The 24,456-nt window shown below is 64.0% G+C and carries 29 protein-coding genes, 1 tRNA gene and 1 pseudogene; 21 read left to right on the top strand and 10 right to left on the bottom strand.

Annotated elements, in window-relative coordinates:
* Nucleotides 1-158 precede the first annotated feature (158 nt).
* Genes ACVW1C_RS39015 through ACVW1C_RS39025 form a run of 3 tightly spaced genes read left to right on the top strand, consistent with a single transcriptional unit; the run spans nt 159 to nt 1,669 of the window.
* A complete protein-coding gene (locus ACVW1C_RS39015) occupies nt 159-455 on the top strand; it encodes a hypothetical protein (RefSeq protein WP_456762761.1) in 297 nt (98 codons plus the stop codon).
* Nucleotides 456-477: 22 nt separating this feature from the next.
* Entirely contained in the window at nt 478-783 is a 306-nt protein-coding gene (locus ACVW1C_RS39020; protein ID WP_456762762.1) for a YciI family protein, read from the top strand.
* Between the two features lie 34 nt (nt 784-817).
* Nucleotides 818-1,669: a class I SAM-dependent methyltransferase gene (locus ACVW1C_RS39025; RefSeq protein ID WP_456762763.1), complete on the top strand. Its 852-nt coding sequence runs from the start codon at nt 818-820 to the stop codon at nt 1,667-1,669.
* 131 nt (nt 1,670-1,800) lie between these two features.
* Here the strand turns inward: ACVW1C_RS39025 and pepT are convergent, their stop codons facing one another.
* The gene (pepT, locus tag ACVW1C_RS39030; protein ID WP_456762764.1) at nt 1,801-3,057 is read right to left on the bottom strand and encodes a peptidase T; all 1,257 of its coding nucleotides are present in this window, start codon (nt 3,055-3,057) and stop codon (nt 1,801-1,803) included.
* Nucleotides 3,058-3,219: 162 nt separating this feature from the next.
* Nucleotides 3,220-3,543: an HU family DNA-binding protein gene (locus ACVW1C_RS39035; RefSeq protein ID WP_456763282.1), complete on the bottom strand. Its 324-nt coding sequence runs from the start codon at nt 3,541-3,543 to the stop codon at nt 3,220-3,222.
* A 307-nt stretch (nt 3,544-3,850) separates the two neighbouring features.
* Here ACVW1C_RS39035 and ACVW1C_RS39040 point away from each other — a divergent pair.
* Both ACVW1C_RS39040 and ACVW1C_RS39045 read left to right on the top strand, forming a co-directional pair.
* Nucleotides 3,851-3,927: transfer RNA gene (locus tag ACVW1C_RS39040), tRNA-Asp, on the top strand.
* A gap of 464 nt (nt 3,928-4,391) precedes the next feature.
* Complete coding sequence (locus tag ACVW1C_RS39045) at nt 4,392-5,270, top strand: class I SAM-dependent methyltransferase (protein ID WP_456763283.1); 879 nt, start codon at nt 4,392-4,394, stop codon at nt 5,268-5,270.
* 83 nt (nt 5,271-5,353) lie between these two features.
* Here ACVW1C_RS39045 and ACVW1C_RS39050 read toward each other — a convergent pair whose 3' ends face one another.
* The 5 genes from ACVW1C_RS39050 to ACVW1C_RS39070 all read right to left on the bottom strand — a co-directional run bounded on the left by ACVW1C_RS39050 (nt 5,354) and on the right by ACVW1C_RS39070 (nt 7,832).
* Complete coding sequence (locus ACVW1C_RS39050; protein WP_456762765.1) at nt 5,354-6,655, bottom strand: hypothetical protein; 1,302 nt, start codon at nt 6,653-6,655, stop codon at nt 5,354-5,356.
* Nucleotides 6,656-6,819: 164 nt separating this feature from the next.
* Nucleotides 6,820-6,987, bottom strand: coding sequence for a hypothetical protein (locus tag ACVW1C_RS39055; protein WP_456762766.1), 168 nt, complete (start codon nt 6,985-6,987; stop codon nt 6,820-6,822).
* A 38-nt stretch (nt 6,988-7,025) separates the two neighbouring features.
* A complete protein-coding gene (locus ACVW1C_RS39060; RefSeq protein WP_050405629.1) occupies nt 7,026-7,226 on the bottom strand; it encodes a hypothetical protein in 201 nt (66 codons plus the stop codon).
* Between the two features lie 99 nt (nt 7,227-7,325).
* Entirely contained in the window at nt 7,326-7,466 is a 141-nt protein-coding gene (locus ACVW1C_RS39065; RefSeq protein ID WP_456762767.1) for a hypothetical protein, read from the bottom strand.
* Between the two features lie 162 nt (nt 7,467-7,628).
* The gene (locus ACVW1C_RS39070) at nt 7,629-7,832 is read right to left on the bottom strand and encodes a hypothetical protein (protein WP_173642773.1); all 204 of its coding nucleotides are present in this window, start codon (nt 7,830-7,832) and stop codon (nt 7,629-7,631) included.
* Between the two features lie 256 nt (nt 7,833-8,088).
* Here ACVW1C_RS39070 and ACVW1C_RS39075 point away from each other — a divergent pair, with 256 nt between their 5' ends.
* A complete protein-coding gene (locus ACVW1C_RS39075) occupies nt 8,089-9,045 on the top strand; it encodes a TRAP transporter substrate-binding protein (protein ID WP_456763284.1) in 957 nt (318 codons plus the stop codon).
* Between the two features lie 37 nt (nt 9,046-9,082).
* Here the strand turns inward: ACVW1C_RS39075 and ACVW1C_RS39080 are convergent, their stop codons facing one another.
* The gene (locus ACVW1C_RS39080; protein ID WP_456763285.1) at nt 9,083-9,439 is read right to left on the bottom strand and encodes an autotransporter-associated beta strand repeat-containing protein; all 357 of its coding nucleotides are present in this window, start codon (nt 9,437-9,439) and stop codon (nt 9,083-9,085) included.
* Between ACVW1C_RS39080 and ACVW1C_RS39085 the strand changes: the two are divergent.
* Together ACVW1C_RS39085 and ACVW1C_RS39090 are read left to right on the top strand one after the other, a co-directional pair.
* A pseudogene (locus ACVW1C_RS39085) lies at nt 9,406-10,498 on the top strand (autotransporter outer membrane beta-barrel domain-containing protein); the annotation flags it as partial. The gene ACVW1C_RS39080 and the pseudogene ACVW1C_RS39085 overlap by 34 nt on opposite strands.
* A gap of 139 nt (nt 10,499-10,637) precedes the next feature.
* Nucleotides 10,638-11,456 (top strand): alpha/beta fold hydrolase, encoded by an 819-nt coding sequence (locus ACVW1C_RS39090; protein WP_456762768.1) that lies wholly within the window; start codon nt 10,638-10,640, stop codon nt 11,454-11,456.
* Here the strand turns inward: ACVW1C_RS39090 and ACVW1C_RS39095 are convergent.
* Both ACVW1C_RS39095 and ACVW1C_RS39100 read right to left on the bottom strand, forming a co-directional pair.
* Nucleotides 11,453-12,745 carry a spinster family MFS transporter gene (locus ACVW1C_RS39095; protein WP_456762769.1) on the bottom strand — a complete coding sequence of 431 codons (1,293 nt, stop codon included), beginning with the start codon at nt 12,743-12,745 and terminating at the stop codon, nt 11,453-11,455. The two genes, ACVW1C_RS39090 and ACVW1C_RS39095, sit on opposite strands and share 4 nt — an antisense overlap.
* Nucleotides 12,746-12,798: 53 nt before the next feature.
* Nucleotides 12,799-13,989, bottom strand: coding sequence for a Rieske 2Fe-2S domain-containing protein (locus tag ACVW1C_RS39100; RefSeq protein WP_456762770.1), 1,191 nt, complete (start codon nt 13,987-13,989; stop codon nt 12,799-12,801).
* Between the two features lie 132 nt (nt 13,990-14,121).
* Here ACVW1C_RS39100 and ACVW1C_RS39105 point away from each other — a divergent pair, with 132 nt between their 5' ends.
* The 13 genes from ACVW1C_RS39105 (at nt 14,122) to nuoK (ending at nt 24,449) form a co-directional block, all read left to right on the top strand.
* Nucleotides 14,122-14,637, top strand: a complete 516-nt coding sequence (locus ACVW1C_RS39105; RefSeq protein ID WP_456762771.1) for a MarR family winged helix-turn-helix transcriptional regulator — start codon at nt 14,122-14,124, stop codon at nt 14,635-14,637.
* A gap of 213 nt (nt 14,638-14,850) precedes the next feature.
* Complete coding sequence (locus ACVW1C_RS39110) at nt 14,851-15,216, top strand: NADH-quinone oxidoreductase subunit A (protein ID WP_018271860.1); 366 nt, start codon at nt 14,851-14,853, stop codon at nt 15,214-15,216.
* Nucleotides 15,207-15,797: a NuoB/complex I 20 kDa subunit family protein gene (locus ACVW1C_RS39115; protein WP_050402390.1), complete on the top strand. Its 591-nt coding sequence runs from the start codon at nt 15,207-15,209 to the stop codon at nt 15,795-15,797. The genes ACVW1C_RS39110 and ACVW1C_RS39115 overlap by 10 nt, the downstream gene beginning before the upstream one ends.
* Before the next feature lie 10 nt (nt 15,798-15,807).
* Nucleotides 15,808-16,425: an NADH-quinone oxidoreductase subunit C gene (locus ACVW1C_RS39120; RefSeq protein WP_456762772.1), complete on the top strand. Its 618-nt coding sequence runs from the start codon at nt 15,808-15,810 to the stop codon at nt 16,423-16,425.
* A 2-nt stretch (nt 16,426-16,427) separates the two neighbouring features.
* Nucleotides 16,428-17,618: an NADH-quinone oxidoreductase subunit D gene (locus ACVW1C_RS39125; RefSeq protein WP_456762773.1), complete on the top strand. Its 1,191-nt coding sequence runs from the start codon at nt 16,428-16,430 to the stop codon at nt 17,616-17,618.
* A gap of 41 nt (nt 17,619-17,659) precedes the next feature.
* A complete protein-coding gene (gene nuoE, locus ACVW1C_RS39130; RefSeq protein ID WP_029080758.1) occupies nt 17,660-18,271 on the top strand; it encodes an NADH-quinone oxidoreductase subunit NuoE in 612 nt (203 codons plus the stop codon).
* A complete protein-coding gene (locus ACVW1C_RS39135; RefSeq protein WP_456762774.1) occupies nt 18,271-18,483 on the top strand; it encodes a hypothetical protein in 213 nt (70 codons plus the stop codon). Before nuoE ends, ACVW1C_RS39135 begins: the two co-directional genes overlap by 1 nt.
* A 19-nt stretch (nt 18,484-18,502) precedes the next feature.
* Nucleotides 18,503-19,828, top strand: coding sequence for an NADH-quinone oxidoreductase subunit NuoF (gene nuoF / locus ACVW1C_RS39140; RefSeq protein WP_456762775.1), 1,326 nt, complete (start codon nt 18,503-18,505; stop codon nt 19,826-19,828).
* Nucleotides 19,829-19,837: 9 nt separating this feature from the next.
* Nucleotides 19,838-21,913, top strand: coding sequence for an NADH-quinone oxidoreductase subunit NuoG (gene nuoG, locus ACVW1C_RS39145; protein ID WP_456762776.1), 2,076 nt, complete (start codon nt 19,838-19,840; stop codon nt 21,911-21,913).
* Nucleotides 21,914-21,923: 10 nt separating this feature from the next.
* The gene (nuoH, locus tag ACVW1C_RS39150) at nt 21,924-22,994 is read left to right on the top strand and encodes an NADH-quinone oxidoreductase subunit NuoH (protein ID WP_456762777.1); all 1,071 of its coding nucleotides are present in this window, start codon (nt 21,924-21,926) and stop codon (nt 22,992-22,994) included.
* A 7-nt stretch (nt 22,995-23,001) separates the two neighbouring features.
* Nucleotides 23,002-23,496, top strand: coding sequence for an NADH-quinone oxidoreductase subunit NuoI (nuoI, locus tag ACVW1C_RS39155; protein WP_097673576.1), 495 nt, complete (start codon nt 23,002-23,004; stop codon nt 23,494-23,496).
* A gap of 9 nt (nt 23,497-23,505) precedes the next feature.
* Entirely contained in the window at nt 23,506-24,144 is a 639-nt protein-coding gene (locus ACVW1C_RS39160; RefSeq protein WP_456762778.1) for an NADH-quinone oxidoreductase subunit J, read from the top strand.
* A complete protein-coding gene (nuoK, locus tag ACVW1C_RS39165; RefSeq protein WP_027537255.1) occupies nt 24,141-24,449 on the top strand; it encodes an NADH-quinone oxidoreductase subunit NuoK in 309 nt (102 codons plus the stop codon). Before ACVW1C_RS39160 ends, nuoK begins: the two co-directional genes overlap by 4 nt.
* Nucleotides 24,450-24,456 lie beyond the last annotated feature (7 nt).

Here is a 24,456-nt window from a genome sequence, read left to right on the forward strand (position 1 = left end):
GCGAAGGCGGACTGGTTCACAATCCCATCGCTGTTCCCCGCGAGCTACGAGCGGAGGCGGACCAAAGTATGATTCCCGTGCACGCTAATCTTGCCGCTCAGGTTTGATGCCGACACCGCTGCGATGCTATTCTCTCCGCCTAACCGGGAACTTGATACATGCGCAAACTCGCCGCGATTTTTCTGCTCACCATGATTGGCGGGCCTGTATTGGCGCAGCAGGACCATGTTCAGCGCTATCGCGAAGAGGTCGAGAAGTCGCCGGCGGATTTGGCCAACGAGGCGCGGCAGCAGCGCGCCTATCAGCGTGCGCTCAGCGGTGTGCCGGACCAGAAGCCGACCGACCCGTGGGGCATTGCGCGCCCCGGTGACGGGCAGGGACCCCCCAAGGCGAATGCCGCCAAGACAACCGCTGCGCCGAAGCAGGCCAAGCCCACGAGCGCAGCCGCCAAGTAACCCCCAAGCGCGGACCCGGTCGATGAAGTACTACGTCTGCAAATTGACCGGACCGCGTCCCACCTTTCCGCAGGACATGACGCCGCAGGAAGCCGCGATCATGCAGGCGCACGTCGCCTATTGCGGCGAACTGCTGCAAGCCGGCAAGGCGCTGATCTTCGGGCCGGTGGCCGATCCCGCCGGCGTCTGGGGACTGGGCGTGCTGCAACTATCAGATGATGCCGATCCCAACGAGATCGTCGCCAACGATCCCGTCAGCAAGGCGAATGCCGGATTCACCTATCAGGTCACGCCGATGTTGCGCGCTGCGACGCGCGAGACTTGCTAGGATCGGCGCCATCTCTCAACGAGGTTTTGTTCACATGGACGCAGGCCACCCGCAAAACGCCGATCAGATTGCATATTGGAACGGGCCGGGCGGTCAGCGCTGGGCCACGCGGCAGGCCGCGCAGGACATCGTGCTGCAGCCGGTGCTCGACCTGCTGATCGATCGCGCGGCGCCGAAGGCCGGCGAGCGCATCGTCGATGTCGGCTGCGGCAGCGGCGCCTCGACGAATGCGTTTGCGGCCAAGGTGGGGCCGTCAGGCCATGTGTTCGGCGTGGACGTCTCCGGACCGATGCTGGAGCGGGCACGGCAAAGCACGCCGAAGGACGCGCCGGTCACCTATGCGCTGGCCGACGCCACGGTCTATCCGTTCGATCCCGCAAGCTTCGATCTCCTGGCGTCGCGCTTCGGCGTGATGTTCTTTGCCGATCCGGCGGTGTCGTTCGCCAATCTGCACAAGGCGCTGAAGCCGTCGGGCCGGCTCGCCTTCGCCTGCTGGCAGGAGCCGCGCGAAAATCCGTTCTTCATGGCGCCGTTGCAGGCGGTCTACAAGCACGTGCCGAAGCTGCCGCAGCTTGGTCCCGAAGACCCCGGTCCGTTCTCATTTGCGTCCGAAGTCCGGGTGAAGCGGATCCTCGGTGAAGCCGGCTTCTCCGACGTTGCCATGGAGCCGTGCCGGGTCGAACTCGATGTTGCGACCGGGCGCGGCATCGATGCGGCGATCCAGGGCGTGCTCGAGATCGGGCCGGCCAGCCGCGCGCTGGAAGGGCACCCGGATGAGGTTCGCTCCGCCGCCATCGCGTCGATGCGCGAGGCGCTGGCGCCGTTCGTCAAGGGCGATTCCGTGCCGCTGCCGGGCGCGATCTGGATCGTGACGGCGCGGGCCTAGCTGAAGGCAGAGCGCATTGGCGGTGCCGTCATTGCGAGGAGCATGGCGACGAAGCAATCCATTTTTGCCGCGCGCGCAGATATGGATTGCTTCGCTTCGCTCGCAATGACGTAAGCGGACTGTGCGAGGCTTTACGCCCTTTCTTCCCAGATCATCGCCAGGTGGACGATGGTCTGCACGGCCTTCTCCATGTCCTGGCGGCTGACCCATTCGAGCCGCGAATGGAATGCGTGCTCGCCGGCGAAGATGTTGGGGCAGGGCAGTCCCATGAACGAAAGCCGCGAGCCATCCGTGCCGCCACGTATCGAGGTCTTCACCGGCGATAGCCCGGCGCGCTCGATCGCCTCGATCGCATAGGCGACGATCCGGGGGTGGCGATCGATCACCTCTTTCATGTTGCGGTATTGCTGCTTGACCTCCATGCGGTAGGTCGAGCGCGGGTATCCCTTCATGACGTCCTGCACGATCTTCTCGAGCAGCGCTTCCTTCTGCTTCAGGCCTTGCTCGGTGAAATCGCGGACGATGAAGTCGATCCGCGCATTCTCCAGCGCCCCAGAGATTGCGACCGGATGCAGAAAGCCTTCCTTGCCTTCGGTGGTCTCGGGCGAGCAGACGTCCTTCGGCAGGCGATCGACGATCGCGGCCGCGATCTTGATTGCGTGTTCCATCTTGCCCTTGGCGAAGCCCGGATGGGTCGCGACGCCTTCGATGATGATGCTGGCGCCGTCGGCGGAGAAGGTCTCGTCCTCGATGTGGCCCGCGGTCTCGCCGTCCATGGTGTAGCCGAAATCGGCCCCGAGCTTCTTGATGTCGACCTTGTCGACGCCGCGGCCGATCTCCTCGTCGGGCGTGAACAGGATCTTGATGGTGCCGTGCTTCACCTGCGGATTGGTCATCAGGAAATGCGCAGCGTCCATGATCTCGGCGAGGCCGGCCTTGTTGTCGGCGCCGAGCAGGGTGGTGCCGTCGGTCGTGATGATGTCGTTGCCGATCTGGTCGGCCAGCGCTTCGTGCTCGGAGGCGCGGATCACCTGCGAGGCATCGGCCGGGAGCACAATGTCGCCGCCGCGATAATTCTTCACGAACTGCGGCTTGACATTCTTGCCGGTGCAGTCGGGTGAGGTGTCCATGTGCGAGCAGAAGCAGATCACGGGCACCGTCTTGTCGGTGTTGGCCGGGATGGTCGCATAGACGTATCCGTGTGGATCGAGATGCGCGTCGGATATGCCCATCGCCTGCAGCTCGGTGACCAGCAGGCGGCCGAGATTCTTCTGCTTCTCGGTGGAGGGCGTGGTCGGTGAATCCGGGTCGGATTGGGTGTCGATCACGACATAGCGCAGGAAGCGCTCGGTGACGGTGTGCTTGAAGTCGAGAGCCGGTGCCAGCATGAAGACCGCGCAGGGATGGAGAACGGGAATAAGACGCTCAGGCGACGTTGGTTCGGGCAGCAAAGCGCATCGAGAGACAAGTCTACAACAGAAAAGCGCCATTCCGGGGCCGCGTCACGAGCCGGAATGGCGCCTTGGTATCAAACCGGGAAGGCTAAAGCCTTAGACGGCTTCCTTCAGCTCCTTGGCGGCGCGGAAGGCGACCTTCTTGCTCGCCTTGATGTGGATCTGCTCGCCGGTCGCCGGGTTGCGGCCCATGCGGGCGGCGCGCTTGCGAACCTGGAGGATGCCGAGGCCGACGATGCGAATCCGCTCACCCTTCTTGAGGTGCTTGGTGATCCGGGTGACCATGTCGGTCAGGATCGCCTCGGCCTGCTTCTTGGACAGCTCCTGCTCTTCGGCGATGGCCGCCGCCAGGTGCTTCAGCGTGATCGTCGCCGGGGTCGCTGCTTTCTTCGCCATGTGTGGCCTTCCTCGTTGCTGAATGGCTGGATTGCTGCTTTCACGCGAATGGCGCGCCGTTCGCGTCGGGAAAATGCGTCCGGAAAAGTCCTGAGACCGCGGGTTCCGGGCACGGGCAGCGCCGGGCCCGGCCACAGGAAACCCAGACGTATCAGGCCTTATTTGATTCGGGGCTTTGCTGACTACGCCGTTTCCGCTGAAAACAGGCGACAACTCGCGCCCGTGGCGCGCAAATGTCCGCGCTGTGCAGGGCTCCGCAACGTGCTTGACTATCGGGATGCGGGCCTTTATGCCCTCGATCCTGCGCGGATCAATCCGATGATCGGCATCCGCGGGAGTAGCTCAGTTGGTTAGAGCGCCGCCCTGTCACGGCGGAGGCCGCGGGTTCGAGTCCCGTCTCTCGCGCCATTTATTTCAATGACTTAGCAGAGATGTCGGTTCCCAAGAGTATTTCTTGGGAGGTTGCCGGAATGCGTTTTGAGCTTCGGGCAGGTCCGTCCTGATGAGCTGGGCGTGGTCGAAACGGCGGGTGCTCCCGACGTTTGCCGAACTGCAAGTTTCGCGCACCCTCTCGTTGTGATCGATCATGTTTGCTATCTTGTCGATCCTCCCCGTCGCGCCCCCGGTGTCACCCTCGACAGCGGCCATCAACTGGTTCCCGCGACGGTTGAGGTCTGTCGCTGCTACTCCTGGCGACGGCGGTCGCTCGTCCATGGCGCAAAAACGACATCAGCGGTTCCACCACCTTGCGGAACTCGCACGCGTTCGATGGGTCTTAAAGTTGCCGGAGTAAGCGAAGACAGTTCAGGACATTCAAACGACGCGAGCGTGGGCGAGGGCTGATGAAGCGAACCTGACACGGAGGCGTGCCGATGAACTGGAGTTCGTGGCTGAACGAATACTACAACGACGAACTGGAAAGAGCTGACGCTGCCTGCCGAAGGGGAGAGTCCGTATACGACGCACTCAAATGGATCGACGATCCGTATCTGTGGAACGTGCTGCTCTGGAAGGAATATGATGGCTTCAAGGCGATCCAGGCCGCCATTCCCGATCCGCCGGATGCCGGCACCCAGAAAAACTGGAGCGGTCGTTCCGGGATGGAGCTCGGCGCCGCCGTCATCGAAACCTATCGCCTGTTGCACGAAAAGCTCAGACGTCACCTGGATAAGCCTTTCGCCGAATGCGCGGTGCTGGACTATGGCTGCGGCTGGGGCAGTGTGCTCCGGTACTTCATGAAGGATGTGCCACTGCGCAATCTGCATGGGTGTGATCCGCACAAGGGCATCATCCAGGTCGCGCAACGCTCCAACCCGCGCGCCGATATCGTGTTGTCGGACAGCCTGCCGAGACGTCTGCCATTCAACCAGAAATTCGATGTCGCTTACGCGTTATCGATCTGGACGCACCTCTCGCCTGCCGCAAGCGAGACATGCCTGACCGCGGTTCACGACTCTCTGGAGAATCGCGGTCTCTTTCTTCTGACCGTTCGACCGCCGGCATACGCATTCTATGAGCCGATTTCCAAATTGCCTGGCTGGGATCAGCAAAAGATCGCCGAGACTGTGGCGCGGGACGGATTCTACTTCTATCCGCAAAGCTATCCGGTCGATGGCGAAATGACCTACGGCGAGACGATCATCAGCAAGCGGTACATCGAGACGCACTGGACCGACCGGTTTGATCTCGTTGACGTCGGCATGAACGGGATCTCACCGTATCAGAGCATCATCGTTCTCCGAAAGAAGTGAGGCCACAGGGGCGTATCGGCGTTGCTTGGTAGCGCCGCCGATCGCTTAGGCCGCAACGTCGTGCCGCGGTAGGGCGCAAGACATCAGGCCGCGACACCGACGGCATCGACGGGTCGCGTTGACTGTTGCTGATGCTGCGAAGCTTCCGCTCGCCATTCGGGCGTCAGCCACCACAGCAGGAACAGCAGCGCGATCCCGTTCGACATCAGGCCTGTCGTGAGCGGCACGTTCATGATGGCCTGAACCGCGATGCCCGACGACACTGCGATGAAGCGCGGTGACAGGTGCCGTGAGACCATCGACCCCACCGACAGGATCAGGCCGCATACGAGTGCCGAAACCGGCGTGAGCGCAAGACCGACCGACGCGATGCCCTCGGTTGCGAGGAAGGAGGCGTTGAAATTGCCGTCCCGATAGATCGCTCCGAGCGCGGGGCCGAGCTCGCCATACGGGCAGGTGGTCACCTGTCGCACGATCGATATCTGGCAGAAGCGGGTCAGGTCGCGGTGCGCGAAGAAGTCGGCATATTGATCAAGGGCGAGCGACGGGATTGCGAGGAAACGCAGATTGATGGCGCTGAACACGACGTAGTCCCTGTCGGCGCCGAGCACCGCGAACGCCGTCAGCCCAATGATCATCGGAATGAGGAACGCGAGCACCGTGGCCAGCCGCGGGGTGAACCGGCCGAACAGCCAGAACAGAAACGGCAGCCAGATCGGCAACAGCAGCACGGTCTTGTTGTTGACGACCGGATAGAAGCAAAGCGCAAACAGCAACACGCAAGCGGCCTGCACCCTTTGCCTGCGCGACGCGAAATGCGCGAACAGATAGGGCAGGACCGCGCCGATCATGATCCCGGTGAGATAATTCAACAGCGCCGGCCGTGTGACGGCGTTGCGGGCTGCGCCATAGGGACTGCCGAGATTGGCGCCGTACGAGATGTCGGCGATCAGCACGGCCAAGGACGACGCCAGCAGCAGCAGCGCTATGCGTTTGATCGCCGTTTCGGACAGGTCGGGCCGCCAAACCGGCATATTCTGGAACATCAGGGGGATCATCGCGGCGGCCAGCGCGGCGATGATGGCCCAGCGGGCGATGGCATGCGGATAATCGAACGCGCTGAAGAAGCTGAGCCAGACGAAGCCGAACACCGCTGACAGCAGCGCGAAGCTCACCAGATAACCGAAGCTGAAGCGGCCCGCGACGAACGCCGGGATGAAGACGGCCATGATGGCGGTGCCGAGGATGGCCTCGGCAGTAATGCCGGAGCGCCAGACATGCATCGCCGGGAACGCGTGCCCGCAGGCGATCATCGAGGCGGTGCCGAGGACGAAGAACCCGGGGATTGTGACCCCGACAACCAGGTCTTCGCGCGTCAATTGCATCAGCCCGTCCGATCGAAAGCTGTGCGACAGCTAGCCGATCGACCTCGGGCTGATCAAGTCAAGCAAGGTTAAATGACGTCTCGGTCTGTATTGTTGTGTTTCCGCCGGGCGATCTGTCACCGCCGCGCCGCATTGAATTCACAAACCGCAACCCGCCGCCTTGATCAGGCAAAGAATGCGGCGACCGCGTTGAGGTCGGATTGTCCCGGGGTGTCGCCGCGCAGATTCGCGTCGATGATACGGCGGCAAGCGTCAACCGTGTGGGTATCGCCCAGTTCGTTGGCGGCCTCGAGGATCGACCAGACCGTATCCAGGGGAATGTCGCTCTGCATGGTCGCGTTCGGTTCTGACAGCATCGGCGGCGCCGGGGCTAGAATTCGAACAGGTCGCGGCCGCGCCGCGCCAGGGTGTGCAGGTCCGCCACCGTGCCGCGAACGGCGTTGCAGCGGCGGCATTCGATGATGGTGTCGCCGGACGCGTGCGCGGGATCGGCGACCTTGATCGCCAGGCTGCCGCAATCCGTGCAGATGATCTTGAAGCCGGTCGAAATTACTTGCTGCTGCAAATTCATTGTGGGCCTGCGCCTCCGCTGACGCCGACCTTAACCGAACGATCTTTAAAACTGGGGTCGCGGAGCGGATTGCAATCGAACAACCGCGTTAGGAGGCGGTTAAGATTTCGCCACGGCTGCGCGATCGCGCGTCAGCCAGACCGCACATGCAACAACGAGCAGCGGATTGCGACGCAGGATCGAGTGCAGGTTCAGATAGAGCAGGTCGTCCTTGTTCAGGGTGCCGTCGAGGTTGAGCACCAGCGGCAGCGATCTCGCGCGCCCCGATCTCGGTGATCCTGCAATCGCCGTAGCCCAACCTGGCGAACGCCCGCACCGCCTTGATCGGAGCGTGAGACGATCAGGCCCAACAAAAAAGCCGCCCGAAGGCGGCCGCTTTGTCTGCCGTAGCCTGAATACGTCTTAGCGGACTGTCGAGGTGCCCGAGGAGGTGATAGCGACGGGCTTCCCGGCCTTGATGACCTGGTTGGTCTGGGCGGTCTGGGTGAACTCCGCGTTGTTCCGGGCCGAAATACCGAAAGCCGCAATCCCGATGGCCGCAACGAGGGCAACAACCACAATTTTGAGGTGGGTCGCGCGATCGGCTGAATGGATCGAGTGGTTCATGGTCGCCTCCGGGCGTCTCTGCGCCGTCTATGGCAGGTAGTGGTAAGCGCCATCTGTTTCCGGATCGTTTCGTGAGTTCCCGGAAATGGTTTCGTGCCACGGGCGGATTGGTTTCACCGTGCCTTGCATCACAGAGGGAGAGGGCTGAAACTGGCCATGGGCGCGGACTGCGCTTGGGAGAAAAACAATAATGAAAACAAGGAATATGACGCGTCGGCGGATGCTGGGAACCGGCTCCGTGGCACTCGCCGCCGCGATGTTTGGTAAGCCGTCTCTTGCCGCGGCCGAGTTCGACTTCAAGCTCGGCGTAAACACTCCGGAAACCCATCCGCTAACAATCCGTCTGGCCGAGGCGGCGAGGCTGGTCGGCACGCAATCGTCCGGCCGGGTCAACATCACGGTGTTCGCCAACAGCCAGCTCGGCGGCGATCCGGAGATGCTGTCGCAGGTCCGCGCCGGCGGTATCGAGCTATTGGCGGCACCGAGCATGACCTTGTCGACGCTGGTGCCGTTGTCGGGCCTGCCCAGCATCGGTTTTGCGTTCCAGTCCTACGACCAGGTCTGGCCGGCGATGGACGGCGGCGTCGGCGATATCGTCCGCGATGCGATCGCCAGGACCGGCGTCGTGCCGCTGAAGAAGGTCTGGGACAACGGCTTCCGCCAGATCACCTCGTCGTCGAGCCGGCAGCTCAACAGCGTCGACGATCTCAAGGGTTTCAAAATTCGCGTGCCGGTGACGGCATTGCTGACGTCGCTGTTCTCAGGACTTGGCGCGCTGCCGTCGAGCATCTCCTACAGTGAACTCTATTCGGCGCTGCAGACCCACATCGTCGAAGGGCAGGAGAATCCGCTGGCGCAGGTCTCGACCGGAAAGCTGTACGAGGTGCAGAAATACTGCGCGCTGTCGAACCATTGCTGGAGCGGCTACTGGATCCTCGGCAACCGCCGCGCGATGGCGGCTCTGCCGCCCGATCTGCTCGAGCTCATCAATGCGGCATTCGACGCGGCGGCGGTGAAGGAGCGCGCCGATCTGGTCGAGATGGACCGCTCGTTGCAGGCCGAGCTGACCGGGAAGGGCATGACCTTCAACAAGCCCGATCCCGTGCAGTTCAGAGCCGCGCTGGTGAAGGCCGGCTTCTACACGCAATGGCAGAAGACCTATGGCGCGGACGCCTGGGCGGCGCTGGAGAAATACACCGGCAAGCTAACCTGACGGTGTGAGCGCGGCGATCTCTGGCGTCGCGCTCCACTTATCCCTCTCGCGCGCGAACTCGCTTCGCGACGTTCAAATGAACCGGAGCAAGGCTTCCGGTCGACCTGCAAATCGCCGACGGGTCATTTCGGGACCTCACGGGTGCGTCGCCAGCCGCGGAAATCCGTCGTCGCTCCAGTCTCGCTGCAACCGATCCATCGCCCGCGAGCGTTGTGATCCTGTTGAGGAAGAACGATGTTGCCGAAATATCAAATGTGGGATTCACGGTCACGACGGTCGAATTCGAGATGCTGCCGCCGATCGACAGCGCCAGCGTTGCGCCGGAATTGATGGTCGTCGCGCCGGAATAGCTTTCCGCCGCCGTCAGGGTCAGCGTCCCAGGCGTCCGGCGAATTGGCGAGCGGCTCGCAGCAGACGACGTTCGATGCCATGAATCTGTTCATGGGGCTGCTCACCGATCCCTTCATGAACCGCACGGGCGGAGCGGGGGCGATTCCGGCCGCAACGGGCTATGCGGAAGAGGCCGAAGCGAGCGCCTATGTCGCGACCCGGAAGACCGATGCGTTCGCGATGTTCACCAAGGCGCCGCCGGTGCCGTTCGTGCCGCGCTGGAACGTCTGGGCCGCCGGCTTCGGCGGTTCGCAATCGACCAGCGGCAACGCCGTTGTCGGATCGAACGACACCACCAGCAGCGTCTATGGCACGGCGGTCGGGGCCGATTATCTGTTCTCGCCGAACACCATTGCGGGCTTTGCGATCGCCGGCGGCGGCACCAGCTTCTCGGTCGCGGGCAGCGGCAGCGGGCGGTCCGATCTGTTCCAGGCCGGCGCCTATGTCCGCCACAGCGAAGGTCCGGCCTATATCTCCGCCGCGCTCGCCTATGGCTGGCAGGACATCACCACCAATCGCACCGTAACGGCCGCTGGCGTCGACAAGCTTCGCGCCGAGTTCAACGCCAACGCCTTATTCGGGGCGGCTCGAGGGCGGCTATCGTTTCGTCGCGCCGTGGATCGGCGGTGTCGGCATCACGCCTTACGCCGCCAGCCAGTTCACGACTTTCGAACTGCCTGGTTACGCCGAGCGGGTGATCTCGGGCCTGTCGACGTTTGCGCTGACCTATGGCGGCAAGAGCCTGACCGATACGCGCAGCGAGCTCGGCCTCCGCGCCGACAAGTCCTTCCCGGTGCAGGACGGCATCCTGACGCTGCGCACGCGCTTCGCCTGGGCCCATGACTACGACCCCAACCGCTCGGCTGCCGCGACCTTCCAGGCGCTGCCGGGCACCAGCTTCGTCGTCAACGGCGCGGCGCAGGCAAGCGACTCCGCGCTGACCACGGCATCGGTCGAGATGAACTGGCGAAACGGCTGGTCGGCCGCCGCGACCTTCGAAGGCGAGTTCTCCAACGTCACCTCGAGCTACGCCGGCAAGGGCGTTGTGCGCTATCAGCGGTGAGACGGAAGCGTTTTCGCTTCCGTAAACTTGGTATCACGCGCGTGATTACCTGAGGCGTAATCGCGCGCGCGATCTCCCTTTGCGATGGTCGGTGCATCGGCGGCGATGTTGCCGATCGATCCGCAAAGGGAAACATATCATGGCCAGCCAACCGCTTTATGCGACCGCGAGCGACGGCACAAAACTGTTCGTGCAGGATTGGGGCGCGGGTAAGCCGGTGCTGCTGCTTGCCGCCTGGACGTTCAATTCCAGCGTCTGGGGCAGCCAGATCGTGGCGCTGAACGCCAAGGGTTTTCGTTGCGTCGCGCCAGACCGGCGCGGCCACGGCCGTTCCGACATGCCGATGACAGGGTACGATCTCGATACGCTGACCGATGACGTCGCTGCCGTGATCGAGCAACACGATCTGCACGACGTCACGATCGTCGCGCATTCGATGGGATCGATCGAGGCGGTGAACTATTTGGCTCGTCACAGCGCGGACCGTATCGCGCGGCTGGTGCTGGTGGCGCCGACCACGCCGTTCATCGTCCAGACCGAGGACAATCCGATCGCGGTGCCGAGGGCGATGGTCGAGGCGCAGAATGCCGCGATCGCGCAGGACTTCCCAAAATGGATGGGCGAGAACGAGGCGCCGTTCTTCATGCCCGACACGCCCGAGGCCACGCGGGCCTGGATCAGGGAGATGATGCTGAGCGTGCCGCTGCCGGTGGCGCTGGCCTGCCGCAAGACGATCTCCTTTGCCGACCTGCGCGCCGCGGCCCAAAGCATCGATCGCCCGATGCTGATTGTGCACGGCGACAAGGATGCCAGCGCGCCGCTCGAGCTGACCGGCGCGAAGACGGCGGCGCTGATCAAAGGCAGCAAGCTCGCCGTCTATGAAGGCGCGCCGCACGCTTTGCCGCTGACGCACAGTGCGCGCCTGATGGCCGACCTGCTAGCCTTCATGGACGCTTAGCTGGTGCGCGCGATATCGGCACGGATCCAGCGCGCCGCCCAGGCGAACAGCAGCGCGCCCAGCGTCGTCGTCACCGCGGCCGACAGCAGCGAGTAGCGAACCGCATCCGTGCCGTACGCGCCCTTCAGGGCGTCATTGATCATGCCGACGGCGAGGGGGCCGACGCCCTGGCCGAAGCAGGTCGCGGTGAGCAGCACGATGGCCGAGGCCAGCGCCCGCATGCTGGGCCTTGCGACCGTCTGCGCGATCGCAAAGATCGGGCCGAGATGGAAGCCGACCATGAACGAGGTCAGCGCCAGCGTCGCAACCATCAGCGTGAAGCTTTCCGTCAGCATGCACAGCGCAAAGACGGGACCGGCGAGGCCGGACATGATCGCGGGTGCCCACAGCTTCCAGCGGTGGTCGCGGCGGCCGATCTGCGCCACCACGAGGCCGCCGATCAGCGTGCCCGCCATGCCGGCGAGACCCTTGAAGGTGCCGGCATAGGTGCCGATCTCGGCGCTGGTCAGATGATGGATGCGCGCCAGGAACGGCGGGATCCACACCGCGGTGGCGTAGTTGGTGTAGGTCGTGAGACAGAAGCCCGCCAGCACGATGACGAAGCTCGGCTGCGAGATCAGGAAGCCCAGCGTCGGCCCGATCGGCTCGGCCTTGAAGGTCTCTGCCATCGCACCTCGCGTCGGCTCGGAGATCGTCAGCCACAGCACCGCGGCGAGCGCGATGCCGGGCAGGCCGGCGGTGAAAAAGGCCATCCGCCAGCCATAGTGCTGGTTGACATAGCCGCCGATGAAATAGCCGAGGAAGACACCGAGATAGGTGCCGATCGCGTAGATGCCGAGCGCGCGCGGACGTTCGTTCTTGTCGAAGAGATCGGCGATCATCGATTGCGAGGCTGGCGTGCCTGCGGATTCCCCGATGCCGACGCCGACCCGCGCCAGTGCCAGCGTCGCGACGCTGGAGGCCATGCCGCAGAGATAGGTCATCGCGCTCCAGAACGCGAAGGCCAATGCTACGATGTTGCGGCGGTTGAGGCGATCGGCCATCCGCGCAATGGGAATGCCGAGCAGCGAGTAGAACAGCACGAAGCCGAACCCGGCGAGCAGGCCCATCGTGGTGTCGCTGAGCGCGAACTCCTTCTTGATGGGCTCGATCAGGACGTTGAAGATCGTACGGTCGAGAAAGTTGAGGGCGTAGATGATGGTGAGCAGACCGAGAACGTAATAGCGGCGCGCGGAGGGCGTGGCAGCGGCCCGTGTGGCTGCAGCCGCTTGCGGTGCGACATCGACCATGACTTCCTCCCCCGATGATCTTTTTGTTCTTCTTGTTTGCTTGCGCGCGGGCCTTATGCCTCGCGGATGTAATTCCCCGCCTCGAATTCAACCGGCCCGGCACTGGCATCGAACGACACGCCGATCGGGTCGCGGCCAGCGGCCATGGCCTCGATCTGGTCAGAGAGCATCCGGCGGATCATCAGGACGCCGCGGTCGCTCTGGCCGAAATGCTCTTCCGAATGAACCGTCACCGGCCCCTGGCCGACCTGGGCCTCGTAGTCGCCGGGGAATTGCTGGTGCTCCTGCTCCGTCATGTCCCACCAGAACTTGCCGTTGAACTTCGAGCGCATGCGGCCGATATCGCCTGACTGCTTGACGCGGCCGGCGACATAGATGCGGAACGAGGTGTCGTCGATCGGCAAGGTCCAGCCGATCGATTCGACGCGGGCGAATTGCGCGACCCGCGGATTGGGCACGACGCGGAGCGTGGGGAGGGCGGCCTCGGTGACGCGATAGAACACCTTGCCGTCGTCCTGCTTGCGGATCGAGCGCACCGCGACGCCGCGCGGCGACATCTCGAACTTCACCTCGGGCATCGAGGCCATCATGGTGGTGAATTGCGGCCCCGAGAACGAGCCGTGCAGCACCGGCACATGATAGGGGTCGGCGACGTTCTCGAAATGCTGCAGCCAGTTGCACGGGATCACGGCGGGCCCGCCGCCGCCGATCGAGGAATCGTCGGCCTCGACGAATTCGCCGTCGTCCATATTCTCCAGGCACTCGTAGCGCGGCAGCACCGGCTTCTTATCCGCTGGGCCCATATAGGCGAAGATCAGGCCGTAGCGTTCCTGCACCGGATACCAGGGCTGGCGCACCTTGTCCTTGAACAGGCCGCCTTCGAGCTCGCAGGGCTGTTCAAGGCAGCGGCCCTCGGTGTCGAACTTCCAGCCGTGATAGCAGCAGCGGATGCCGTCTTCCTCGACCTTGCCGTAATAGAGTGTGGTGCCGCGATGGCAGCAGCGCGCATGCAGCAGGCCGGGTCGGCCGTGCCGGTCGCGGAACAGGATCAGGTCTTCGCCGAGCGCGCGGACTTTTCTGGGGATATCGGTGGCGTCGCCGCCGAGGCCGATCGGGTGCCAGTAGCGGCGCAGCAGCTCGCCCATCGATGTGCCGCGGACGACCGAGGTGAACTCGGTCCGGGTGGTGGACGGCTTCATCGCATAGGCAGTGCCGAGATCGCGGTCCCGCTGGGTGATGGTCATACTGGTTTCCTCCCGCCGCCGGATTCTTGCCGACGGTCGCTGTGTCGTTGACGAAGTCAATGATAGATCGATGACAATGTCAACGATCTCGATTAACTTGGCAGCGACAGGCTTTGTTGGCAGAGGTTGGCGATGACCGAGAAGCTCAGGACTGCGAGGGCCTTGCCGCCGGAGGCGGTGGTTGATGCCGAGCTGGCGCCGATCACCGCGATGATGTCGTCGCGGCTGATGGTGCTGGCGAATCTGCTCAGGCGCGGTGCGCTGCTGCGCTACAAGCGGCTGACCGGCCTGTCCTCGGTCGAGTTCGGCCTGGTCGCCTCGCTCGGTCGGCGGCCGCCGATGAGCGTGGTGCGGCTTGCCGAAGCCGTCGGCATGGACAAGGGCCAGATCAGCCGGGCGCTTGCCGAGCTCGTCGCGCGCAAGCTGGTCGCCAAGGCCGCCAACCCGCGTGACAATCGAGAAACACTTGTCTCCCTCACCAAGGCCGGGCTCGCCGCCCATGACGCCATCGTGGCCGGGGCGCAGGAGCGAAACCGGCGCCTGCTGGAACAGCTTGGTCCACAGGATCTTGAGCTGCTGCTCGGACATCTCGACCGCCTGACGCTGGCCGCGGCCGAGATGCTCGCTGCCGAAAGGGAGCTGGGCTGATATGGCGAGAGCGCAGGGCACCGGGTGGCCGGCGCAGCGTTACCCGTGAGGCAGCGCATCCGCCCGATGAGGCCATCAGCCCGCGGGAAGGGGCGGTAAAAGCGTCAAAATAGCTTGTCTTGCGCCCCCTGTTGCGCTGCGCTAAAGCCTCAAGAACAATTCCAATCAACGAATCTGCGGCACGTCCGAAACCGCAGCAAGAAGGCCTCGCCGATGACCGGCATCCTGCAGAATTATCTCCCACTTGTGGTCTTTATCGGGGTCGCGAGCCTGATCGGGCTGGCGCTCCTGATCGCGCCGTTCCTGGTCGCGTTCCAGTCGCCGGATCCGGAAAAGCTGTCAGCCTATGAATGCGGATTCAACGCTTTTGACGACGCCCGCATGAAGTTCGACGTCCGCTTCTATCTGGTGGCGATCCTCTTCATCATCTTCGATCTCGAAGTGGCGTTCCTGTTCCCGTGGGCAGTGGCGTTCGGAAAACTGGGCGCGACCGGCTTCTGGTCGATGATGGTGTTCCTGGCCGTACTGACGGTCGGGTTCGCGTATGAATGGAAGAAAGGCGCGCTCGAATGGGATTGAGCCCCACCGCCGCATCCTCGCAGCCGGCGATTGCGCAAGCTCCGAGAGGCATTCTCGATCCGTCGACCGGTAAGCCGGTCGGCGCCAATGATCCGTTTTTCCTCGAGGTCAATCACGAACTGTCCGACAAGGGCTTCTTCGTCGCGGCGGCCGACGATCTCATCACCTGGGCGCGCACCGGCTCGCTGATGTGGATGACCTTCGGTCTCGCCTGCTGTGCGGTCGAGATGATGCAGGTCTCGATGCCGCGTTACGACGTCGAGCGCTTCGGCTTTGCGCCGCGCGCCTCGCCGCGGCAGTCCGACGTGATGATCGTTGCGGGCACGCTGACCAACAAGATGGCGCCCGCGCTGCGCAAGGTCTACGACCAGATGCCGGAGCCGCGCTACGTCATCTCGATGGGCTCCTGCGCCAACGGCGGCGGCTACTACCACTATTCGTACTCGGTGGTGCGTGGTTGCGACCGCATCGTGCCGATCGACATCTATGTGCCGGGCTGTCCGCCCACGGCGGAAGCGCTGCTCTACGGCGTGCTGCTGCTGCAGAAGAAGATCCGCCGTATCGGCACTATCGAACGCTAAGGTTTCAGGCATGGACGACGGCAAGCTCGACGCCCTTGGGCAGACGATCGTGAGCGCGCTTCCGGGCGCCGCCACGGCGCACTCGGTCGCGTTCAATCAACTCACTATCGACGTCGAGATTGGCAGAATCGTGAACGTCGTCACTTTTCTGCGTGACGATCCGAACTGCCGCTTCGTCAACTTCACCGACGCGACCGCGGTCGACTATCCGAGCCGCGAAAAGCGCTTCGATATCGTCTATCATCTGCTGTCGCCGACGCTGAACACGCGCATCCGAGTACGCGGGCAGGCCGACGAGACCACGCAGGTGCCGTCGATCATCGGCGTCTTCCCCGGCGCCGACTGGTTCGAGCGCGAGACCTACGATCTCTACGGCGTGATCTTCATCGGGCATCCGGACATGCGCCGCCTGCTGACGGATTACGGCTTCGACGGCCATCCGCTGCGCAAGGACTTTCCGCTCACCGGCTTCGTCGAGGTGCGCTACGACGACCAGGAGAAGCGGGTGCTGTACGAGCCGGTCCGGCTCAACCAGGAATTCCGCAAGTTCGATTTTCTGTCGCCGTGGGAGGGGGCCGATTACCCCTTGCCGGGTGACGAAAAGGCGAAGGCGGAACCGAAGGCCTGATCATGAACGAACAGAATCTTCGTAATTTCACCATCAACTTTGGACCGCAGCACCCGGCCGCTCACGGCGTTTTGCGTCTCGTGCTGGAGCTCGACGGCGAGGTCGTTGAACGTGTCGATCCGCATATCGGCCTGCTTCACCGCGGCACCGAGAAGCTGATCGAGCACAAGACCTATCTGCAGGCGATTCCGTATTTCGACCGGCTCGACTATGTCGCCCCGATGAATCAGGAGCATGCGTTCTGCCTCGCGGCCGAAAAGCTGCTCGGCATCACGGTGCCGCGCCGCGGCCAGCTGATCCGCGTGCTGTATTGCGAGATCGGCCGCATCCTCTCGCATCTGCTCAACGTCACCACGCAGGCGATGGACGTCGGCGCGCTGACCCCGCCGCTGTGGGGCTTCGAAGAGCGCGAAAAGCTGATGGTGTTCTACGAGCGTGCCTCGGGCTCGCGCATGCACGCGGCGTTCTTCCGCGTCGGCGGCGTGCACCAGGACCTGCCACCGAAGCTGATCGACGATATCGAGGCGTGGTGCGATCCATTCCTCAAGGTCGTCGACGACCTCGACACGCTGTTGACCGGCAACCGCATCTTCAAGCAGCGCAACGTCGATATCGGCGTGGTGTCGCTGAAGGAGGCCTGGGAGTGGGGATTCTCCGGCGTGATGGTGCGCGGCTCGGGCGCGGCCTGGGACCTGCGCAAGTCGCAGCCCTACGAGTGCTACGCCGAGATGGATTTCGACATTCCGATCGGCAAGAACGGCGACTGCTACGACCGCTACCTGATCCGCATGGAAGAGATGCGCCAGTCGGTGCGCATCATGAAGCAGTGCATCCAGAAGTTGAAGGCTGCGGACGGGCAGGGCCCGGTCGTGGTCGAGGACAACAAGATCGCGCCGCCCCGCCGGGGCGAGATGAAGCGCTCGATGGAAGCGCTGATCCATCACTTCAAGCTCTACACCGAGGGCGTGCACGTGCCGGCCGGCGAGGTCTACGCCGCGGTCGAGGCACCGAAGGGCGAGTTCGGCGTCTATCTCGTCGCCGACGGCACCAACAAGCCCTACAAGTGCAAGATCCGCGCGCCGGGCTTCGCCCATCTGCAGGCGATGGATCACATCTGCAAGGGCCATCTGCTGGCCGACGTTTCCGCCATCCTTGGCTCGCTGGACATCGTGTTCGGCGAGGTCGACCGGTGATGATGTCCGCATCCGCACCGCCCGCAACGAGAGTTTGATCGATGTCCGTCCGCCGCCTTGCCCCGAAGGAATTGCAGCCCGCGAGCTTCACGTTCACGGACGAGAATCTCGCCTGGGCCAAGAAGCAGATCGAGAAATATCCGCCGGGCCGTCAGGCTTCAGCTGCGATCGCGATTCTGTGGCGCGTGCAGGAGCAGCATGACGGCTGGGTCTCGGAAGCCGCGATCCGCGCCGTCGCCGACCTGCTCGAGATGCCGCATATCCGCATGCTGGAGATCGCGACCTTCTACACCATGTTCCAGCTCTCGCCGGTCGGCAAAAAGGCGCATGTCCAGGTCTGCGGCACCACGCCGTGCCGGCTGCGCGGCGCCGCCGACCTGATCGAGGTGTGCCAGCATCGCATCCATCACGATCCGTTCCAGCTGTCGAAGGACGGCAACTTCTCGTGGGAAGAGGTCGAGTGCCTAGGCGCCTGCGTGAACGCGCCGATGGTGCTGATTTGGAAGGACACCTATGAGGACCTGACCAAGGAAAGCTTCGGCAAGGTGCTCGACGGCTTTGCCGCCGGCAATCCGCCGAAGCCGGGCCCGCAGGTCGACCGTCAGTTCTCGGCGCCCGCAGGCGGGCCGACGACGCTGAAGGAAACCACCTGATGCAGGGGTTTCAGGTGCAGGCAAACGAGACGGGAAGGGGCGCTGCGATGAAGGCCTGGCGCACGATCGCCCTGCATGCCGCCGTCGCGGCCGGCTTCATGTTCCTGCTGCAACGCTACGGGCTGAGCGCAACGCTGGAATCCAGCCTGTTGTGGGCCATCGTGTTCGGTGGCTGCGCTGCCGGGCTCGCTTATTCGCAAGCTAATCGGTGATGTTCGGAAAGTTTTGAGCATGCTCGACGACAAGGACCGCATCTTCAAGAACCTCTACGGCCTCCATGATTGGGGCCTCGAGGGCGCGCGCCGCAGAGGCGCCTGGGATGGCACCAAGGGGATCATCGACAAGGGCCGCGACTGGATCATCAACGAGATGAAGGCCTCGGGCCTGCGCGGCCGCGGCGGTGCGGGCTTCCCGACCGGCATGAAGTGGTCCTTCATGCCGAAGGAGTCCAAGGACGGCCGTCCGAGCTATCTCGTCGTCAATGCGGACGAGTCGGAGCCCGGCACCTGCAAGGACCGCGAGATCATGCGGCACGATCCGCATCTGCTGGTCGAAGGCTGCCTGCTCGCGAGCTTCGCGATGGGCGCGCATGCCTGCTACATCTACATCCGCGGCGAGTTCATCCGCGAGCGCGAGCGGCTGCAGGCGGCGATCGACCAGGCCTATGAGGCCAAGCTGGTCGGCAAGGACAACATCAACGGCTGGCCGTTCGACATCTACGTCGCGCACGGCGCCGGCGCCTATATCTGCGGCGAGGAGACCGCGCTGCTCGAGAGCCTCGAGGGCAAGAAGGGCCAGCCGCGGCTGAAGCCGCCGTTCCCGGCCAATGTCGGCCTCTATGGCTGCCCGACCACCGTCAACAACGTCGAGTCGATTGCGGTCGCGCCCGACATCCTGCGCCGCGGCGCGGCCTGGTTCGCCGCCATCGGCCGGCCGAACAATGTCGGCACCAAGCTGTTCTGCATCTCCGGCCATGTCGAGCGCCCCTGCAACGTCGAAGAGGCGATGGGGATTCCGTTCCGCGAGCTGATCGAGAAGCATTGCGGCGGCATTCGCGGCGGCTGGGACAATCTGAAGGCCGTCATCCCGGGCGGCTCGTCGGTGCGCATGGTGCCGGCCGAGCAGATCATCGACACGCCGATGGATTTCGACAGCTTGAGCAAGCTGCGCTCGGGCCTCGGCACCGCGGCCGTGATCGTGATGGACAAGTCGACCGACCTGATCCGGGCGATCGCGCGCATCTCCTATTTCTACAAGCACGAGAGCTGCGGCCAGTGCACGCCGTGCCGCGAGGGCACCGGCTGGATGTGGCGCGTCTTGACCCGCATGGCGGACGGCCGCGCCCACAAGCGCGAGATCGACATGCTGCTCGAAGTCACCAAGCAGGTCGAGGGCCACACCATCTGCGCGCTCGGCGACGCAGCAGCCTGGCCGATCCAGGGTCTGATCGCGCATTTCCGTCACGAGATCGAAGAGCGCATCGATCAGTATTCGCACAAGGCCGATCTCGACGATCAGGGCGTTCGTGATCCCGTCCACATGGTCGCGGCGGAGTAGAGAAGAGACATGAGCAAGATCATCGTCGATGGCAAAGAGATCGATGTGCCGCCGGAGTACACGCTGTTGCAGGCGTGCGAGGCGGCGGGCGCCGAGATTCCGCGCTTCTGCTATCACGAGCGGTTGTCGATCGCCGGCAATTGCCGGATGTGCCTGGTCGAGGTGAAGGGCGGCCCGAAGCCGGTCGCGAGCTGCGCCTGGGCCGTGCGCGACTGCCGTCCGGGACCGAAGGGTGAGCCGCCGGAGATTTCGACCCGTTCGCCGATGGTCAAGAAGGCGCGCGAAGGCGTGATGGAATTCCTGCTGATCAACCATCCGCTGGACTGCCCGATCTGCGACCAGGGCGGCGAGTGCGATCTGCAGGACCAGGCGATGGGCTACGGCGTCGACACCAGCCGTTTCGCCGAGAACAAGCGCGCGGTCGAGGACAAGTATCTCGGCGCGCTGGTCAAGACCTCGATGAACCGCTGCATCCAGTGCACGCGCTGCGTCCGCTTTTCCGCCGAAGTCTGCGGCGCGCCGGAAATGGGCGCGACCGGGCGCGGCGAGGACATGGAGATCACCACCTATCTCGAGCAGGCGCTGAGCTCGGAGCTACAGGGCAATCTCGTCGATATCTGCCCGGTCGGTGCGCTGACCTCGAAGCCCTATGCCTTCGCGGCGCGCCCTTGGGAGCTCGGCAAGACGCAGTCGGTCGACGTCATGGACGGCGTCGGCTCGGCGATCCGCGTCGACACCCGCGGCCGCGAGGTGATGCGCATCCTGCCGCGCATCAACGAGTCGGTGAACGAGGAGTGGATCTCCGACAAGACCCGCCACGTCGTCGATGGCCTGCGCACGCAGCGCCTCGACCGTCCGTATGTGCGCGAGAACGGCCAGCTCAAGCCGGCGACCTGGCAGGAAGCCTTTGCCGCGATCGCCGCCAAGGCCGGCCGGACCGACGGCAAGCGGATCGGCGCGATCGCGGGCGATCTCGCCGCGGTCGATGAGATGTATGCGCTCAAGGAGCTGCTCGCGAAGTTCGGCTCGGTCAACCTGGCAGTGCAGGGCGGCGACGCGTTCGACGCCAAGGCCGGCCGCGGCTCCTATATCTTCAACCCGACGATTGCCGGCATCGACCAGGCCGACGCAATCCTGATCATCGGCTCGCATCCGCGCAAGGAAGCTGCCGTGCTGAACGCGCGGATCCGCAAGCGCTGGCGCACCGGCGGGCTCAAGGTCGGCATGATCGGCGCCAAGGCCGATTTCACCTATGAGCACGACTATCTCGGTGCGGGCACCGACACGCTCGCGGACCTCGTGGCCGGCAAGCACTCCTTTGCCGACGTGCTGAAGAACGCCAAGAACCCGATCATCCTGGTCGGCCCCGGTGCCTACACAAGGCATGACGGCGCCGCGGTGCTGGCCCTGGCCGCCAAGCTCGCCGCCGATGTCGGCGCGCTGAAGGACGGCTGGAACGGCTTTGCCGTGCTGCAGGACACCGCCTCGCGCGCCGGGGCGCTCGATATCGGCTTCTCGCCTTCGGCCGGTGGCTTGACCACTGCGCAGATGACGACCTTCGGGACCCTCGACGTGCTGTTCCTGCTCGGCGCCGACGAGATCAAGGTCCCGGATGGCACCTTCGTCGTCTATCTCGGCACCCATGGCGACCAGGGCGCGCACCGCGCCGACGTCATCCTGCCGGGCGCCGCCTATACCGAGAAGTCGGGCATTTACGTCAACACCGAGGGCCGGGCGCAGATCGCCAACCGCGCCGCGTTCCCGCCGGGTGAAGCCCGCGAGGACTGGGCGATCATCCGCGCGCTGTCCGATGTGCTCGGCAAGAAGCTGCCGTTCGACTCGCTGCAGGCGCTGCGCCAGGCGATGTTCAAGACCTACCCGCATCTGATGCGGCTCGACCAGATCGAGGCCGGCAAGGCCGACGACGTCAAGGCGCTGGTCGGCAAGGGCGGCAGCGTCGACAAGGCGACATTCAAGCCGACCGTCGAGGATTTCTATCTGACCAACCCGATCGCGCGGGCCTCTGCCGTGATGGCGGAATGCTCGCGGCTGGCGTCGGGCCGAATGCTGACGGCAGCGGAGTGAGCGTGACCTGATGGCTGAATTCTTCGCAAGCGCGTTCTGGACCGGCTTCCTCTGGCCGCTGATCATCATGGTCGCGGAAAGCCTGTTGCTGCTCGTCGTGCTGCTGATCGCGATCGCCTACATCCTGCTCGCCGACCGCAAGATATGGGCGGCGGTGCAGATCCGCCGCGGCCCCAACGTGGTCGGCCCGTTCGGATTGCTGCAATCCTTCGCCGACCTCTTGAAGTTCGTGCTGAAGGAGCCGGTGATTCCGTCCGGCTCCAACAAGGGCGTGTTCCTGCTGGCGCCGCTGGTCTCGTGCATCCTGGCGCTGGCCGCCTGGGCCGTGATCCCGTTCAATCTCGGCTGGGTGATCTCCGACATCAATGTCGGCATTCTCTACATCTTCGCGATCTCGTCGCTGTCGATCTACGGCATCATCATGGCCGGCTGGTCGTCGAACTCGAAGTACCCGTTCCTGGCCGCGCTGCGCTCGGCGGCGCAGATGGTTTCCTATGAAGTCTCGATCGGCTTCGTCATCATCACCGTGTTGCTCTGCGTCGGCTCGCTGAATCTGTCGGCCGTGGTCGAGGCTCAGAACAGCCGCGGACTCGCGCACCTGATCGGCCTGCCGCAACTCACCATCCTGAACTGGTATGTGTGGCCGCTGTTCCCGATGTTCGTGGTGTTCTACGTCTCGGCGCTTGCGGAGACCAACCGTCCACCGTTCGACCTGGTCGAAGCGGAGTCCGAACTGGTCGCCGGCTTCATGACCGAATACGGCTCGACCCCGTATCTCCTGTTCATGCTCGGCGAGTATGTCGCGATCACCACGATGTGCGCGCTGGCGTCGATCCTGTTCCTGGGCGGCTGGCTGCCGCCGGTCGACCTGCCGCCGTTCACCTGGATTCCGGGCATCGTCTGGTTCGCCCTCAAAGTGTTCTTCATGTTCTTCATGTTCGCGATGGCGAAGGCGATCGTGCCGCGCTACCGCTACGATCAACTGATGCGGCTCGGCTGGAAGGTGTTCCTGCCGCTGTCGCTGGCGATGGTGGTGATCGTGGCCGGTGTGCTGCAATTCGCCGGCATCGCGCCGAAGTGAGGCCGTCATGAGTGTCAACGTCAACGCAACAGCCCGCTCGCTTCTGCTCTCGGAATTCGTCTCGGCGTTTGTTCTCGCCATGCGCTATTTCTTCAAGCCGAAGCCGACGCTGAATTATCCCTTCGAGAAGGGGCCGATCTCGCCCCGCTTCCGCGGCGAGCACGCACTGCGCCGCTATCCGAACGGCGAAGAACGCTGCATCGCCTGCAAGCTGTGCGAGGCGATCTGCCCGGCGCAGGCGATCACGATCGAGGCCGGCCCGCGCCGCAACGACGGCACCCGCCGCACGGTGCGTTACGACATCGACATGGTGAAGTGCATCTATTGCGGCCTCTGCCAGGAGGCATGCCCGGTCGATGCCATCGTCGAGGGGCCGAACTTCGAGTTCGCGACCGAGACCCGCGAGGAACTCTACTATGACAAGGCGAAGCTGCTCGCCAATGGCGACCGCTGGGAGCGCGAGATTGCGAAGTCGATCGCGCTCGACGCGCCGTACCGGTGAGGTGAGGGCATGATCCTTCCGGCGCTGTTCTTCTATCTGTTTGCCGCGGCCTGCGTGGCCTCGGCGGTCATGGTGATTGTCTCGCGCAATCCTGTGCACTCCGTGCTGTTCCTGATCCTGGCGTTCGTCAACGCCTCGGGCCTGTTCATCCTGATGGGCGCCGAGTTCCTCGGGATGATGCTGATCGTCGTCTATGTCGGCGCGGTCGCGGTGCTGTTCCTGTTCGTGATCATGATGCTCGACGTCGACTTCGTCGAGCTGCGCGAGGGCTTCATGCAGTACCTGCCGGTCGGCATAGTGATCGGCGGCATCTTCCTGTTCGAGCTGCTGCTGGTGGTCGGCGCCTGGGTGATCAACCCCTCCGTGACCAAGACGATCACGGCAGCGATCCCGACCAATGTCAGCAACACCGAGGCGCTCGGCCTCGTGCTCTACACCAAGTACATCCATTACTTCCAGCTCGCCGGCATGGTGCTCTTGGTCGCGATGATCGGCGCCATCGTGCTGACGCTGCGCCACAAGGCGAACGTCAAACGGCAGAACATCAACGTGCAGAATGCACGCACGCCCGACATGGCGATGGCGATGCGCAAGGTGGCGTCGGGGCAGGGCCTGCAAGATGCGGACGCGGCGGAGTGGGTGAAATGACGATCGGGCTGGGGCACTATCTGGCGGTCGGCGCGATCCTGTTCACGCTCGGGATCCTCGGCATCTTCCTGAACCGCAAGAACATCATCGTCATCCTGATGTCGATCGAGCTGATCCTGCTCTCGGTCAACATCAACCTGGTGGCGTTCTCGACCTTCCTCGGCGACATCGTCGGCCAGGTGTTCGCGCTGCTGGTGCTGACGGTGGCCGCCGCCGAGGCCGCGATCGGCCTCGCCGTGCTGGTGGTGTATTTCCGCAACCGCGGTTCGATCGCGGTTGAAGACGTCAATCTGATGAAGGGCTAATCCGGCG

Source organism: Bradyrhizobium sp. USDA 4011 (assembly GCF_054063415.1).

Bases quoted from the DNA above. Each gene is read 5' to 3' on its own strand.
- ACVW1C_RS39015 (WP_456762761.1), top strand. From the start codon at position 159: ATGCGCAAACTCGCCGCGATTTTTCTGCTCACCATGATTGGCGGGCCT.
- ACVW1C_RS39020 (WP_456762762.1), top strand. From the start codon at position 478: ATGAAGTACTACGTCTGCAAATTGACCGGACCGCGTCCCACCTTTCCG.
- ACVW1C_RS39025 (WP_456762763.1), top strand. From the start codon at position 818: ATGGACGCAGGCCACCCGCAAAACGCCGATCAGATTGCATATTGGAAC.
- pepT (WP_456762764.1), bottom strand. From the start codon at position 3,057: ATGCTGGCACCGGCTCTCGACTTCAAGCACACCGTCACCGAGCGCTTC.
- ACVW1C_RS39045 (WP_456763283.1), top strand. From the start codon at position 4,392: ATGAACTGGAGTTCGTGGCTGAACGAATACTACAACGACGAACTGGAA.
- ACVW1C_RS39050 (WP_456762765.1), bottom strand. From the start codon at position 6,655: ATGCAATTGACGCGCGAAGACCTGGTTGTCGGGGTCACAATCCCCGGG.
- ACVW1C_RS39055 (WP_456762766.1), bottom strand. From the start codon at position 6,987: ATGCAGAGCGACATTCCCCTGGATACGGTCTGGTCGATCCTCGAGGCC.
- ACVW1C_RS39060 (WP_050405629.1), bottom strand. From the start codon at position 7,226: ATGAATTTGCAGCAGCAAGTAATTTCGACCGGCTTCAAGATCATCTGC.
- ACVW1C_RS39070 (WP_173642773.1), bottom strand. From the start codon at position 7,832: ATGAACCACTCGATCCATTCAGCCGATCGCGCGACCCACCTCAAAATT.
- ACVW1C_RS39075 (WP_456763284.1), top strand. From the start codon at position 8,089: ATGTTTGGTAAGCCGTCTCTTGCCGCGGCCGAGTTCGACTTCAAGCTC.
- ACVW1C_RS39090 (WP_456762768.1), top strand. From the start codon at position 10,638: ATGGCCAGCCAACCGCTTTATGCGACCGCGAGCGACGGCACAAAACTG.
- ACVW1C_RS39095 (WP_456762769.1), bottom strand. From the start codon at position 12,745: ATGGTCGATGTCGCACCGCAAGCGGCTGCAGCCACACGGGCCGCTGCC.
- ACVW1C_RS39100 (WP_456762770.1), bottom strand. From the start codon at position 13,989: ATGACCATCACCCAGCGGGACCGCGATCTCGGCACTGCCTATGCGATG.
- ACVW1C_RS39105 (WP_456762771.1), top strand. From the start codon at position 14,122: ATGACCGAGAAGCTCAGGACTGCGAGGGCCTTGCCGCCGGAGGCGGTG.
- ACVW1C_RS39110 (WP_018271860.1), top strand. From the start codon at position 14,851: ATGACCGGCATCCTGCAGAATTATCTCCCACTTGTGGTCTTTATCGGG.
- ACVW1C_RS39115 (WP_050402390.1), top strand. From the start codon at position 15,207: ATGGGATTGAGCCCCACCGCCGCATCCTCGCAGCCGGCGATTGCGCAA.
- ACVW1C_RS39120 (WP_456762772.1), top strand. From the start codon at position 15,808: ATGGACGACGGCAAGCTCGACGCCCTTGGGCAGACGATCGTGAGCGCG.
- ACVW1C_RS39125 (WP_456762773.1), top strand. From the start codon at position 16,428: ATGAACGAACAGAATCTTCGTAATTTCACCATCAACTTTGGACCGCAG.
- nuoE (WP_029080758.1), top strand. From the start codon at position 17,660: ATGTCCGTCCGCCGCCTTGCCCCGAAGGAATTGCAGCCCGCGAGCTTC.
- ACVW1C_RS39135 (WP_456762774.1), top strand. From the start codon at position 18,271: ATGCAGGGGTTTCAGGTGCAGGCAAACGAGACGGGAAGGGGCGCTGCG.
- nuoF (WP_456762775.1), top strand. From the start codon at position 18,503: ATGCTCGACGACAAGGACCGCATCTTCAAGAACCTCTACGGCCTCCAT.
- nuoG (WP_456762776.1), top strand. From the start codon at position 19,838: ATGAGCAAGATCATCGTCGATGGCAAAGAGATCGATGTGCCGCCGGAG.
- nuoH (WP_456762777.1), top strand. From the start codon at position 21,924: ATGGCTGAATTCTTCGCAAGCGCGTTCTGGACCGGCTTCCTCTGGCCG.
- nuoI (WP_097673576.1), top strand. From the start codon at position 23,002: ATGAGTGTCAACGTCAACGCAACAGCCCGCTCGCTTCTGCTCTCGGAA.
- ACVW1C_RS39160 (WP_456762778.1), top strand. From the start codon at position 23,506: ATGATCCTTCCGGCGCTGTTCTTCTATCTGTTTGCCGCGGCCTGCGTG.
- nuoK (WP_027537255.1), top strand. From the start codon at position 24,141: ATGACGATCGGGCTGGGGCACTATCTGGCGGTCGGCGCGATCCTGTTC.